The organism is Mesorhizobium sp. BR-1-1-10 (assembly GCF_020165595.1).
GTDB classification, from domain to species: Bacteria; Pseudomonadota; Alphaproteobacteria; order Rhizobiales; family Rhizobiaceae; genus Mesorhizobium; species Mesorhizobium australicum.
Genome location: NZ_JAIUIL010000001.1, coordinates 156,891 through 170,105, shown reverse-complemented (window position 1 = coordinate 170,105; position 13,215 = coordinate 156,891). Strand labels below are relative to the sequence as shown.

The 13,215-nt window shown below is 60.4% G+C and carries 12 protein-coding genes; 10 read left to right on the top strand and 2 right to left on the bottom strand.

Going from position 1 to position 13,215, the window contains the following annotated elements; all coding sequences use genetic code 11:
- Positions 1 to 28 precede the first annotated feature (28 nt).
- The 6 genes from LB555_RS00730 (at position 29) to LB555_RS00705 (ending at position 6,952) form a co-directional block, all read left to right on the top strand.
- On the top strand, positions 29 to 976 hold the full coding sequence (locus LB555_RS00730) for an EamA family transporter (protein ID WP_140877649.1): 948 nt from the start codon (positions 29 to 31) through the stop codon (positions 974 to 976).
- A 1,080-nt stretch (positions 977 to 2,056) separates the two neighbouring features.
- Positions 2,057 to 3,259, top strand: a complete 1,203-nt coding sequence (repA, locus tag LB555_RS00725; RefSeq protein ID WP_140620207.1) for a plasmid partitioning protein RepA — start codon at positions 2,057 to 2,059, stop codon at positions 3,257 to 3,259.
- Between the two features lie 80 nt (positions 3,260 to 3,339).
- Positions 3,340 to 4,305, top strand: coding sequence for a plasmid partitioning protein RepB (gene repB / locus LB555_RS00720; protein ID WP_140877653.1), 966 nt, complete (start codon positions 3,340 to 3,342; stop codon positions 4,303 to 4,305).
- Between the two features lie 156 nt (positions 4,306 to 4,461).
- Positions 4,462 to 5,802, top strand: a complete 1,341-nt coding sequence (repC, locus tag LB555_RS00715; RefSeq protein ID WP_140877655.1) for a plasmid replication protein RepC — start codon at positions 4,462 to 4,464, stop codon at positions 5,800 to 5,802.
- Between the two features lie 299 nt (positions 5,803 to 6,101).
- The gene (locus tag LB555_RS00710) at positions 6,102 to 6,437 is read left to right on the top strand and encodes an antitoxin Xre/MbcA/ParS toxin-binding domain-containing protein (protein ID WP_140877750.1); all 336 of its coding nucleotides are present in this window, start codon (positions 6,102 to 6,104) and stop codon (positions 6,435 to 6,437) included.
- Complete coding sequence (locus LB555_RS00705; RefSeq protein WP_140877657.1) at positions 6,434 to 6,952, top strand: RES family NAD+ phosphorylase; 519 nt, start codon at positions 6,434 to 6,436, stop codon at positions 6,950 to 6,952. The genes LB555_RS00710 and LB555_RS00705 overlap by 4 nt, the downstream gene beginning before the upstream one ends.
- A gap of 104 nt (positions 6,953 to 7,056) precedes the next feature.
- Here the strand turns inward: LB555_RS00705 and LB555_RS00700 are convergent, their stop codons facing one another.
- On the bottom strand, positions 7,057 to 8,271 hold the full coding sequence (locus tag LB555_RS00700; RefSeq protein ID WP_140877659.1) for a site-specific integrase: 1,215 nt from the start codon (positions 8,269 to 8,271) through the stop codon (positions 7,057 to 7,059).
- 126 nt (positions 8,272 to 8,397) lie between these two features.
- Here LB555_RS00700 and LB555_RS00695 point away from each other — a divergent pair, with 126 nt between their 5' ends.
- Both LB555_RS00695 and scpB read left to right on the top strand, forming a co-directional pair.
- Entirely contained in the window at positions 8,398 to 9,351 is a 954-nt protein-coding gene (locus LB555_RS00695) for a DUF1403 family protein (protein ID WP_224682111.1), read from the top strand.
- A gap of 2 nt (positions 9,352 to 9,353) precedes the next feature.
- The gene (gene scpB / locus LB555_RS00690; RefSeq protein ID WP_224682110.1) at positions 9,354 to 10,076 is read left to right on the top strand and encodes an SMC-Scp complex subunit ScpB; all 723 of its coding nucleotides are present in this window, start codon (positions 9,354 to 9,356) and stop codon (positions 10,074 to 10,076) included.
- A gap of 212 nt (positions 10,077 to 10,288) precedes the next feature.
- Here the strand turns inward: scpB and LB555_RS00685 are convergent, their stop codons facing one another.
- Entirely contained in the window at positions 10,289 to 11,743 is a 1,455-nt protein-coding gene (locus LB555_RS00685; protein ID WP_224559264.1) for a hypothetical protein, read from the bottom strand.
- 207 nt (positions 11,744 to 11,950) lie between these two features.
- Between LB555_RS00685 and LB555_RS00680 the strand changes: the two genes are divergently transcribed.
- Complete coding sequence (locus LB555_RS00680; RefSeq protein WP_224682109.1) at positions 11,951 to 12,469, top strand: DarT ssDNA thymidine ADP-ribosyltransferase family protein; 519 nt, start codon at positions 11,951 to 11,953, stop codon at positions 12,467 to 12,469.
- A complete protein-coding gene (locus tag LB555_RS00675; RefSeq protein WP_224682108.1) occupies positions 12,462 to 13,175 on the top strand; it encodes a DUF6977 family protein in 714 nt (237 codons plus the stop codon). Before LB555_RS00680 ends, LB555_RS00675 begins: the two co-directional genes overlap by 8 nt.
- Positions 13,176 to 13,215 lie beyond the last annotated feature (40 nt).

The following is a 13,215-nucleotide window of genomic DNA, read 5'->3' as shown; positions in this document are numbered from 1 at the left end:
TTCTAACCTCATAAGAGGTTTTAAGCCAATGAAGCTCTCCAATGCAAGTTTTCTCGTGATTGCGGCCTTCGGCGCCATCTACTTTATCTGGGGGTCAACCTACCTGGCACTGGCGCTGGCGCTGCAATCACTGCCGCCGTTCCTGCTGATGGCGGCGCGCTGCCTGGTTGGCGGCCTGATCCTTTTCGTCGGTGCCGCCGCCTCCGGTGCGAAGGCCCCATCGAGAAAGTCCCTGCTCTATGGCATCGTATGCGGATTGCTGTTCTTCGTCGGATGCCACGGTATCCTTGCAAACGTTCAACAGCGGGTTCCAACGGGCCTGGCTGCAATTATGCTGGCGACCATTCCTTTGTGGATTGCTGCGCTGCAGACAGGCCTCAGACGCCCCAATCGTCCGAGCGCGCTGTCCTTGACCTTTCTCGCCCCAGGTGTGCTTGGAGTTGCGCTGATAGCCTGGGAAGAAGTTGCCGGCGGAATTGAGAAGGTGCACCTGATCGACATCTTCTTGCTGCTTGGTGCGTCCCTGTCCTGGAGCATCGGAACGGTGGTCTCCGAACAGTCTCCAACCTCCAGCAGCCCATTGGTGATGTCGATCGTCGAATTATGGGCCGGCGCTGCCGCATTGGCCATTGTCGGTGCCGCCGACGGTGAAGCGAGCCTTGTTCACCCCTCCTCCATCACGGCGTGGTCGATCGCTGGATGGGCATACCTCACCATCGCCGGAACGGTGATTGCCTTTGCTTCCTACATCTGGCTGCTCCGCAAAGTCACGCCGACCTTGGTAGCGACCTACACCTTCGTCAACCCCATCATCGCTGTGATGCTCGGCTGGGCCATTCTCGGCGAGGTCCCGTCGATGTGGATGGCGAGCGGCGCACTCCTTGTCATCCTTTCCGTGAGCGGCCTGCTTTTCACCAGCTCCGCTCGACGCTCCAAGCAACCAAACAATGCCGGGGCAGAATTTGCTGTCGACTAGCGGCACGTCGCGATTGAGGCTCGACATCGCAACGCCGCTGTCGGGCGGGACTGGGCTGCTCGGCGCCGCGATGCGAACGCGGGCCAGAGGCCGCAGTGAAGCGTTGATCCGGACTGCAGCAGCTCACCGTCGAGGCGATTGCAGATGACAGAGGTGAGGAGGCACAAGGCGACGATCGCCAGGTGCTTTAACGTCCACAAGTCGGTAGTCGCCTTCAGCGGCCACGACAGCAGCAATGCTATCTGCGCGTAGCGCCGGCTTATGACACGGCGGCAACCGCTCTCGCCGGCACGTGTCGCACGGGCTGCCAAAACGCAGGGCAGTAATCGTCGCCACAGACACCGGGGAAAGAGTGTGTGAGCCATCACTTGGCAACGAGCGCATTTGTGAAAGCCGGCAGGGTGGTGAGCGCGTCGCACAGCTCGATGCGCGGGTGTTCCCCGACCCGATGGCCCGATTTCCATCACAAGGTGATCTGATCCCCTGGCAGCATTATAGAGGCGCTCCATCTCCGTGCTATCCGCGCGCCTGCTACAAGCGGCTTCTGTCAGGGGCGACGGCTGCCGAGACGCTGGAAAGTTTCCTGGCCTGGCAGGCGGAGCGGGGAGAAGGGAGAAAGAGTCCTTGTTCTGTCCGCCTGTCAGGCAGCGGGATACCTGCCGCCGGCACGCGTTCGCGCTGTTATGCCATTCGTCGCTTCAGCCGCGAGCTTGCAGGGCTGCTCCTGATCACGCGCGTGGCCGCCTGGCAATGGCGTGGGATGACACCAGGACCCGCTGCCCGCATCCACAGATGTCTCGACCCTAAAGCGGGGTCGAATGACGCCGTCTTCCTCCCTCGCGCGGCGACTGTGGTGGCAACATCCACCATCTGTACTTTACTGCCGTAAATTTCGGGAAAAACATGAATCGAAACAGTGCGGTAGCTCTTTCTGGCAGACGTTTTTTGCGGCGTGTTGACGGGACAGGCCGTTAACTTCCTGTTAACCCAAAAGCTCTTGCCCGGGATGGCGAATCGGAGCTTAATGGCGGTTGTTGGTCTGTTTCCCAGCAAAAAGCGCCAATTCAGGTTTCCGGAAGTATGAACATCGCGATGCGGCTGCCCAGCTTCGAGTTTGACGACAAGATCCTCGAGCACGGGGCGGAGATATCGCGTCGGCTCAATCAGCTGCGCATGGAGAAGTTTCCTCCCAACGCCACGAAGACCCTGCGCACCTTCTCCATGGCCGAGGTCGCGCACTATCTTGGTGTGTCGCAAAACAATCTGAAGCGGCTCCATCTCGAAGGCAAGGGGCCCCTGCCCGAACAAGCGCAGTCGGGTCGACGCTCTTATACTGCGGACCAGATGCTGGAGCTCCGCCATTTCCTCGATCAGCATGGCAGGACGGAGGTCAAGAAATACGTCCCTCACCGCAAGCCCGGAGATAAGCTGCAGGTCATCGCGGTGGTCAATTTCAAGGGAGGAAGCGGCAAGACCACGACCGCGGCTCACCTCGCCCAGCACCTGGCACTTACCGGCCATCGTGTGCTTGCCATCGATCTCGATCCGCAAGCGTCTTTGTCGGCACTCCACGGCTTCCAGCCGGAACTCGACCGGAACCTCTCGCTCTATGAGGCGATTCGCTATGATGCGGAGCGTAGGTCCATAGCCGACGTCATCGTTCCGACGAATTTCCCCGGCCTCGACATTGTGCCTGCAAATCTCGAACTTCAGGAATATGAGTACGATACGCCGTTGGCGATGCAGGACAAATCATCCAATGCCGGCCGTCAGTTCTTCTTGCGCATAGCCAGGGCCTTGAGCGACGTCGACGATCGCTACGACGTCGTGGTCGTCGACTGTCCCCCACAGCTCGGCTATCTGACCTTGACCGCCATGTCGGCCGCGACGTCGGTGCTGATTACGGTTCACCCGCAAATGCTCGATCTCATGTCCATGAGCCAGTTTCTGCTGATGCTCGGCGGCATTCTGAAAACCATCAAGGGAGCCGGAGCCGAGATCCAACTCGACTGGTTTCGTTATCTGATCACCCGTTACGAGCCCACCGATATCCCGCAGGCCCAGATGGTGGGCTTCATGCAATCGATGCTGGCCGGCCAGATCCTTGAGCATCCGATGCTGAAGTCGACCGCCATATCGGACGCCGGGCTGACCAAGCAGACACTCTACGAGGTCGAGAAATCATCGTTCACCCGCACGACCTACGATCGGGCCATGGAATCGCTCGATGCGGTCAATTCCGAAATCGTCTCGCTCGTCCATCGCGCGTGGGGGAGGGCGTGATGGCGTTGAATTTTACTGCAGTAAAAACGCAGGTTTTTGTCCACAAAATCAGACGAGTAGCTGATTTGAGGAGGGGCTGAATGGCGCGCAAGGACGTTTTCGATAGCGTGATGGGCGCCACTGCGGTGGAGCAGACCAGGGATGTGTCGAGCTACGCTGTTCGCGGCGCGTCGCGATCCATTATCCAGTCCTTTGAAGAGCTGTCGAAAAGCTCGGTGGTCGATCTCGACCCAGAGCTGGTCGACACCTCGTTTGTGTCGGACCGGATTGGCGAAGACGAGCAGGAGTTCTCCGAGTTGGTGCGGGCGATCCAAGAGCGCGGACAGGATTCGCCCATTCTGGTCAGGCCGCATCCGGCGTCCCCCGGCCGCTACCAGACCGTGTTCGGGCATCGGCGCGTCAGGGTTGCACGTGCGTTGGGGCGCCCAGTGCGGGCTGTCGTCAAGCAAATGGACGATCGCGATCACGTCGTCGCCCAGGGCCAGGAGAATGCGGCGCGCGCCAACCTGTCCTTTATCGAGCGCACGCTGTTTGCCGAGCGCCTGCTCAAGCAGGGCTATTCGGCCGACATCGTCAAATCGGCCTTGGCGCTCGACGATACGACCTTCTCCAAGATGCGGTCCGTGTCGAGCAACGTCTCCGAATCCATCATCATGGCCATCGGTGCGGCCAAGGGGATCGGCCGTGACCGCTGGTGGCAGTTGGCCAAACTCATGGAGCATCCGGCCAATGCCGCCAGGGCGCAGGCGCACGTCCGGTCCGGCCAGTTCCAGCAAGCCAGCAGCGATGCGCGGTTCCAGGCGCTCTATGAACTGCTGGCGGCAACCGTCAACGGTGCGAAATCGGTGCCGACGCGCGCGCGGGAAAGGGCCTGGGCGACAAAAGACAATTCCGTAAAGGCAAGGATCACCGATACGGGGAAGGTTTTCACCCTGGCTTTTAAATCCAGGGAGGCCTCAGCGTTCGGTGCTTTCATTACCGGCAGGCTCGAGGAGCTGTTCGAGGCGTTCCGAGAGACGGAATCCAGGAAGACAACAGGAGACTGAACCGCAAAAGAAAAAGGCCCCCGAACGTCACCGTCACGGAAGCCCTTCTCAGGTCTGTAGCAAGCCGAGAATCGCAAATCCGCGAATCACTGTCAAGTGCTATTAGGCGTCGTTTGGCGAGCAGATTTCTTTTGCCTGACTAGAGGCAGAGGGAAAATGGTTACGCATATTTCGACGACGCCATTTGGGCGGCGGCCGATGACGCTTGCCCAGATGGCAAGCCAGGCAGGTGCAAAGGCGATCGACCGAACGACGGCTGTGCCGAAATGGCAGGCGTTTCGAGACATCACAGAGGCCAGGGACGCCATAGGCGCGACCGATCGTTCGCTGGCGATCCTCAATGCGCTGCTGTCGTTTCACCGCGAGGACGATCTTTCCGGGGAGGGTGGGCTGGTCGTGTTTCCCTCCAACGAGCAGCTGATCCGGCGTGCCAACGGCATGTCGCCGGCGACGCTTAGGCGCCACCTGTCGGTCCTGGTAACGTGCGGGCTGGTGATCCGTCGTGACAGCCCGAACGGTAAACGCTTTGCTCGCAAGGGGGAGGGCGGGCAGATCGAGCAGGCCTACGGCTTCGACCTGGGGCCGATTGTGGCGCGCGCCGAGGAGTTCAAGCAGTTGGCTGCGGCCGTGCAGGCGGAGCGGAAGGCCTACAGGTTGGTCAAGGAGCGTCTCACCATCTGCCGGCGCGACATCGTCAAGATGATCGATGCAGGGGTCAATGAACAGGTTCCGTGTGATTGGCGCCGATTTCAAACACGGTATGAGGCGGCCGTCGCTCGATTGCCGCGGACAGCCTCACGCCAGTTGCTGGAGTCTGTTGCCGACGAGTTGGAGGACATCTGGGCCGAAGTGCATCAGCTGCTGGAAACGTTCGTTAAATCACAAAATATGAACGCCAATGAGTCCCATTTCGAGCGCCACATACAGAATTCAAACCCAGACTCTCATTCTACCGATGAAACTGAAGATCGCTACGAAAGCGAGCAAGAAGCGAGCGGCAGTGCCGGGTACGATAACAATGTGCATAGCCTGCCCAAACGGGAGTTGCCCCTGGGAATGGTGCTGGACGCCTGCCCGGAAATCCTGAACATGGGCCGCGGCGCCCAGATTCGAACCTGGCGTGACTTTGTTGCGGCGGCCGAACTGGCCCGGCCGCATATGGGGGTCAGCCCCAGCGCATGGCAGGAGGCGGTCCAGGTGATGGGGCCTGAAAACGCGGCCATCACGATAGCTGCGATGCTGCAGCGAACCGACCAGATCAACAGTCGGGGCGGCTATCTCAGGAACCTGACGGAGCGGGCTCGCAACGGCCAGTTTTCGGTGTGGCCGATGGTCATGGCGCTGCTGCGCGCAAGGCTTGATGCAAAGACCAGCCAGAACGCCGGCAAGCCGCTCTGGAAGGACAGCGCGCATCAGGATGGGCTGGCCAGCGCCCCAAGATCCGCTGAGATCAGCGAGGCGCTGCGGCTCAGCATGAAACGGAAAGGCTGGGATTGATTGAGGAGGGACGGCCTCGTCGTGCCTACCGATCAATCCCGCTCAAGGCCCAAGCTGTTGGCCGGTGTACTGGGTCGCGTGCTGTCACGTCATAAGTCGAGGCAGGGGAGTGCTTTGATCGGCCGGGGACGGGCCATCCAGCAGCCTCGTCGGTGGTCGCCTTGGTTCCGAGACTTGATGCTAGCCGTAAAGTGCCCTATGTTTTGCCTGGTATTTGTGACGTCGGATATGACAGGATGTGAGCTGTGGGCCACGCACTCAGAAAAATAGCCCCGAATGAACCGTTGGTTTTGCTTTATATGGATCCGGCCGGGAACATTGCTATCGACCAGGTGGCGGATGGCTTTGGAATGTCCAAGGGTCAATTGGCCGACACGGCCGGCCTTGCCCGCGAAACCCTGTATCGATTGGAGCGCAGCCGCGCCGCCAAAACACAGGGGCGACTTCGTGAGATGCTTGAGATCATCAGCCGCGTGACGGATTGGGCGGGGGGAAAGGACCAGGCGATGGCGTGGTATCGAGCCCAGCCGCTTGCGGCATTCGGCGGGCGCACCGCCGAGGCGCTGGTGAAAGAGGGCAAGGCTGGTGCCGTTCGTGACTATCTCGATCACATGGCGCTTGGCGGCTTTGCTTGAGGTTCGTTGGAACCTGCTATAGGGCACATGATCCGCGTTGGGCTTTCAAACCGACTTCCGGTGAGGGAGCCGCGATCAGGGGGGCGCGCTTCAATCCCAAGGGGGTGCCAACGCTGTACCTGGCGCTGACCATTATGACGGCGGTCAAGGAAGCCAATCAGGGCTTCGCGCATCGGATCGATCCGTGCGTGCTGTGTTCCTACGAGGTCGATTGCGAGGCCATTGTGGACCTGACAACCGAGAAGGGGAGGGGAGAAGCGTCCGTCACGCTCGACGAGATGTCGTGCGCCTGGGCGACAGCGCTCAGCAACGGGGAACGCCCGGCTTCTTGGAACGTCCATGACCGCCTGCGTTCTCGAGGCATTGCCGGCATTCTGGTTCCAAGCTTTGCGCCGGGCGCCGAGGCAGAAGATTGCAACCTCGTGCTTTGGGATTGGGGGCCAGATCTGCCGCACAAGGTGACCGTATTCGATCCGAGCGGACGGTTGCCGAAAGACCACCTATCCTGGCTATGACAGCCCTTCAAGGAGTTTGACGGCCTGCGGCGCCAACCCAAACCAGATTGTCATCTGTCTTGCTGGGACGTCTGGTTCGGGGCAGGGGAGGGCGCTTTTTCCTCCTACAACCCGCTCGCTTTGGTGAGATTGACGCGGAACCGATCGCGACGGCGCTGGTATATGCGGGTCATTTCAGCCGAGGTGTGGCCGAGCTGCTTTTGCACATGGCGCTCGTCGACCTCGGCTGAGGAGGCCAGTCCGGCTCGCAGCGAATGTCCCGAAAACCTTTGGCCGCGTTCGCCTTCCGGCAGATCACCCCGCACGCCGGCAGCAAGTGCCGCGCGCTTGACCAGCCGTGCCACCTCCTGGTCATTGAGCCGCTCGGCGCCGACCGCCTTGCCTTGGGCGGTGACACGGCGAAACAGCGGCCCATAGCCTACTCGTGCCAGTCTCAGCCACGTCTCCAGGGCCACGATAGGGCAGGTGGCGTCCGCCGAACCGCGGCCAATCTCAACTTCGCGCCAACCGGTCTTGCCGCGCAGCGTGACCAGGACGCCTTTGCCAGGGAAGAATTCGATCCAGCCACGACCGTCTTCGGTCTGGCCACGGGCCACGTCGAGCCCGACGATCTCCGAGCGGCGAAGTCCGCCCGCAAAGCCAAGCAAAAGCATGGCGCGGTCGCGCAAGCCGCGCAGCGTGCCTCGATCGAGCGTCTCCAGCATGGCAATGAGATCTTCGGGCAGAATGGCCTCCTTCTGCACTGGTGGCTTGGCGTGGCTGTTGCGAATGCCGGCCAGCACAGTGGCGATGTGCCGGTCTTTTCTGTCCAGCGGCTGACCGCGCTGGGCATAATTCCAGGTCAGGGAGGACAGACGCCGTTCAATCGTCGCAACCGTTTTTTTATCCCCTCCAGACCCAGAAGCCAGCGCCGTGATGTAGAGCCCGACCAGCTGCGGATCCGGCGGCATCGGGTCAAAATATTGCCGGCGGCACCAGGCGCAAAAGTGCTTCCAGTCTGCGGCGTAGGCGCGGCGGGTGTTGGCCGCGCTTGCCGCCTCGACATAGTCACGGGCGCGGCCAGCAAGCGCCTCAAGATGCGCCGGCAGGCGCGGATTGGCGACGGCCGGAAGAGGGGAGGGAGCTTCGGCCGGCGGTTCTTCCGGCGTTGTGCCCATCGCCAGGACGACGTCGATGATGTCGGGCAAGTCCTCAGCGATCGCGTCCTGCGGCTCGACCGACAGCCGCGCGCCCGCATCGTCGTGCGCAGCCGTGCTGTGGGACGGTCGGGAGCTCTCCTGAGAGTGCTTTGTGGGCTTTTGCTCGATGAAAACAGCCATTTCTCCCTTAGAGAGCAAAACGAACGATAAGGCAACATTATCGTTCGTTTTGTTGCTCCGACAGGCTGTGCGTTTTAACGCAAAAATGATGGCCAAAAGCGCACTCGCGATTTACCCTCCAGGATCATGATTCGCCTTGATCCCGCGACCGCCAGCTCCACCGCGCCGCCAACCGTTCCTGCTTGGGCGCTCGCAAGCGCTGGCACCCAGAGCGACGGTGATGCCGCTTTCCGGGCCGGCGCCGCCTTGGGTGCGCTCGACAGCCTCGCCAGCGCGCAACCTGCCTGGGCCGGCGCCTGGCGCCAGCGGCTGGCGCTCAACTGCGCCGGCGCCAGCATGCGGCTCGCCGGCCGCTCAGAGGACGCGGCCGCCTTGCGCGACGCCTGGCAGCTTTGCCCGGCCGGCGCCGATCCCGGTCCCGCCGGCGCCATTCTTGGCGCCTGGCGGCAGTTGGCCGGGCAGCCGCCCATCGCCAACGCCGACAGGCTGGCGAAGGTGGTCGAGCTGCTCGGACTCGCCTGGGGCGATGAGGCGCTCGTCGATCTGTGCGCGGCGATCGACGACGCGGTCCGAGCTGGCCGACCGGCGCCGTTCGCTGCCGCGGCAATCGCCGCTCATGTCGCTGCCATGCGGCCCGATGCCGAGCTGTTGGCCTGGTGGCTCGCCGACCTGGTGCTGGCGCAAAACCTGCGCTGGCCGCGGCCGCTGCCGCTGCTGATGACCCAGGTTTTTTCGCCGACCTTCCGCTCCGAAAGTGGAGGCAAAAGAATCCGGCCGGGCGAAAAAAGTTTTGAGCGCGCGGTCTGCAGTGCGCTGGTTCAGGCGGCGGCGGAGGCCTGCCGGCTGGCCGCCGAGTTGTCGCGCCGCGCCGAAAAACTCATGGCGGTGGCGCCGAAACTGCGCGCGAAAGGCGCCGGCGACGTGATTTTTTTGCTCCTGAATGAAGATGCCGTTTCCGGCTCGCTGGTGACAAAGAACCTGTCGCGTTTTGCGGCGCGACGCCTGTTCGAGCGGCTGCAACAGCTCGAGGCCGTGCGCGAGCTCTCCGGGCGCCCAACCTTTCGGCTGTTTGGGTTGTAGCGATGAGCGAAGCGTCCGCCCGCCGCAAGGCAAACGGCCAGCCGGCTTTGCTGGACACAGAGCTCGACCACCTGCCGCCGGAACTGCGCTGGCGCGAATGGATGGGCCGCGTCGAAGCAGTGATCTTTTCCGCCAGCGAACCGGTGCCGCGCGAGGTCCTGGCGCGGGTGGTGGGCAAGAACTGCAACGTCGAGCTGATCATCGACGACATCCGCGTCGAGCTCGCCGGCCGCCCTTACGAACTGGTCGCGGTTGCCGGCGGTTGGCAGCACCGGACCAAAAAGGCTTTTGGGGACGTCATCCGCAGTGCATTTGGCACAGCCGGGCAGGAGGCGAAAGAATTATCGCAGGCGGAGGCGCTCGTGCTCATGTGCATTGCCTATTTCCAGCCGATCACGCGTGGCGAGCTGTCGAGCTTTTTCGGCAAGGAGGTGTCGCGCGACCTGATCGGCGTGTTGCGCGCGCAGGAGCTGATCGCGTCGGGTCCACGCTCGCCGCAGCCCGGCGCGCCCTACACCTATGTGACGACCAAGAATTTCCTGTCGCAGTTCGGGCTCGACACGCTGCGCCAGCTGCCGGATTTCGAGGCCCTCGAGGACGCAGGACTGCTGAGCAAGGAAAGGCTTCTGGCTGGCGACATTCCAATTGCGACAAGCGGAGTGCTCGAGGAGCATGATGAAATCGAAGGCTGCGATCTCGAGGTCTTATCCGAGGCATCTGAATGAGGATCCCTCCAACCTACCCTTACGCGGCATTCGGCCCACGGGACAAAAGGTTTGCCTAGGCTAATGCCCCTCCGCAAATGCGTCGGCGGAGTCAGTCAAGCGAAAGGTCGGCACCTAGGCCGCGACTTTGGATGAACTGGCACGCGGGCTCGACGTCGTCATCCTGGCGTCCGCGGGCAATCGCGCTCCTGGGAGTGGCTACAGGATAAGGATTATCCTACTGCGCTGCTCTCCTCAAATCTAAGGCCTTCACGTAGCAGCCAATCCATGTAGGCGTCGCCTTCCTCTAGATCGACGTCTTCCGCCTTTGCGTGCTCGTAACCCATGAAGTCGCGTGCCTTCTCAAAAGAACATGGAACGGCTTTCATGAGCCATTTGGCACGAGCCAACTTTGCAAGAGCATCGCGTGCGTGCCGGTGATACTCGTCCACGGCTGCAACAAGATCGCGGTTGTTCCGCGCTGTCTCGATTGCCCACTCATAGTCAACATCGTGCATCTGGTTAGGGGCAATCGCGACGATAGCAGCCTCTACCTCTCCGATCGTCAAGCTCGACTCCTCCAAAGTGCCATCACGACGCTGGACCTCAGAAATGATATGCCGGCAGTCTTGGCAGATGAGCACAGTGACATGGGAGCCGATTATCATTCCACCCGTCATGTCGCCACCGCGCCAATAGAGGTTGCTGTCCTCCTCCTCCGCGATCCAATCCTGAATGATGTGGATGCGCGCCGTCCATTTTCCCTTGTTCGACCTCCTGCATATCTCCCGCTTGGAGCGCTTACAGCACCCGCACGTCCAATCCTCGCTTACAGCATTCCAATGCTTTTGTTCGCCGTTCTGACTCCCTACATCGGCGAACTCAGCATCGGTGGGCGGCTTGCCGGCACGCTTCACCTTCCGTTTCGCTGATTTGCCAACGGCGTCCCGCGCAACCGATCGGGCAAGTACTTTCATGCCGATGCTGCCACGGTCTAGGTGCGGCAATGCGTCCGTAACCTGCGCCCACACCAGCGCCCGGTCATCGATCCAGAAATCGGCCCGCATCCCGATCGCCACTTCGCGACGGTTCTTCCCCTTGGCGAACCGTATTGCCATCCGCTCAGCAAAATCGAGGCGATCCGCGATGTCTGCCTTCACCTGCTCCCACGTCGTGCGTGCCGCCTCAAAATCGACTGTATGGACACCGTTGTCGGTGGCGCGAATAAACCCGGTGATCTCTTTAGGTGAGAAAGTGAAGTCCCAATCCACTGCGCTGTCGAGTGCCGCCTTAGCGCTTCCGTCTGCCAGATTGCAGTCGATACAGATGAGCGTTCGTTCGAAGCGTTCCACGAACTGGAGCATGCCGTACTTGGCATGCGACACTTGGATGTTGAACTCGCGATCGTCCGACTTCTTGTTAATTTCCTCGAATAGCTTCCCGGCCTTATCGCCTAGGTGGTCGTGGTGCAATTCAAGTTGACATAGCAGCACGCCGGATGTCGTGAGTCTCGCAATCTGCGGTTTTGTCCTCCGGCAGCATGGGCATGTCCAGCCCTGCCAGGTGCCAGCCCATGCCCGATTAAGATTGAGCTTATTAGTGTTGAACCGGCGCATAAGCGCTTTGGTCTGCGCACTCCATCGGCCATCTCGCATTCGCGCAAGCTGTTCTAACTCGTCGTCGGCCATGCTTTCGACGTCTGGGATAGTGATCGTTATGGAGCGGCCATTCACGACGATTCGAACCTAGCTGGTGATTGAGAATCCTCTTCACCGTATAGAACAATTGAAGAACGTCGCCAATCTGAACACCTTGGCGCGCATCATGGCTTTTGGGTGTCGACTGCCCTAAGATTCCCGTGGGGTAGGCCGCTCCCGGCCAGCACGGAGGGGAATATGGCAATTGATTCAATCGCGAAAATTCCACGACTTTATCACTTCACTGACAGGAGCAACCTGCCGTTGATCCGTGAGTTAGGCGGTTTATATCCAATTGCCGAACTCGAACAAAAGGTCATCAAAGTGCCTGCGCCGGGAGGCAATCAAGTGAGTCGGGATGCCGATGCCAAGAATGGCATGGGGAAATATGTGCACCTATGCTTTCTAGAGACCCATCCAATGGAATATGTGGCGCGGCAAGATGGACGGATCAAGAACTCGATTTTCCTGCGAATACACCCGTCAGTGCTCCAGTTCAAAGGAGTCCAATTCACTCCAGGAGTTTCCAACAAGAACGGCGTCGAAGCGGTCCCAATTGATCAGTCGGACGCCCTAATCGATTGGGAGGTACTGTACACACGTATGGAGTGGAAAGACCCTGAAATCTATCTCCGTCGCCAACGGGCCGAAAAGTGCGAGGTTCTGGTGCCCTGTCTCATTCCTCTTAACCTGATAGGAAACATCGGCAATGGCTGAGAGACCAATCTTTATTCCTGCGACCGAGGACAAAGGTTACGTCACCCGATTGGATTTCGAAATTCCGTGGGCTGGTGGCTTCGCGGAGGTTCAGAAGAAGAAGAACATCCGGGCGCTTCACGATGCCGCGAAGAAGGCTGGATATGCCCCGCTGCTAGAAGTGTCGAGCAAGTCCGACGAAATCGCGGGTCGGCATCTTAGCGCGTTTCACCTCCGCGTGATGACCAGCATCGGCGAGATACCGCTGGAGAACGCCTTTCAGGGAAGTAAGGTATTCGAGCGCGGTGGCCCGTACACCGACCTGTACGAGGTTGAGCCGCGCGATGCGAAGCGCGACCCACGACTCCGCGATTCCGGCGCACTGGTGGGCTTCAAATTCGATCGCTTCGAGTTCCCGCTAGAACCTATGACCGTGTTCTATGATTGGCTTTATCTCAATGCCATCTTTCCCCACCGTGTATGGCTCAAAAATCGAGTGGACGGCGAAATACAATATGCCGGGTTCACGGACATAGAGTTCAACCCCAGCAAGTCAGTCAATTGTCAGGCGAAAACGTGCGCTCTGTTCGTAGTGCTCATGAGGGAGAACAAGTTGGAGCGCTACCTGAAAACGCCCGAGGTTTTCATTGCCGCGATGGCTGCTCATTCGCTTCGGCCGACGGAGCATCAACCTCATTTGAAGCAGGCCAGACTTAGGGTCGGCTAGGAGGCGGTATGCGCAATTTCGAGGTCGCGAACGAACGCTT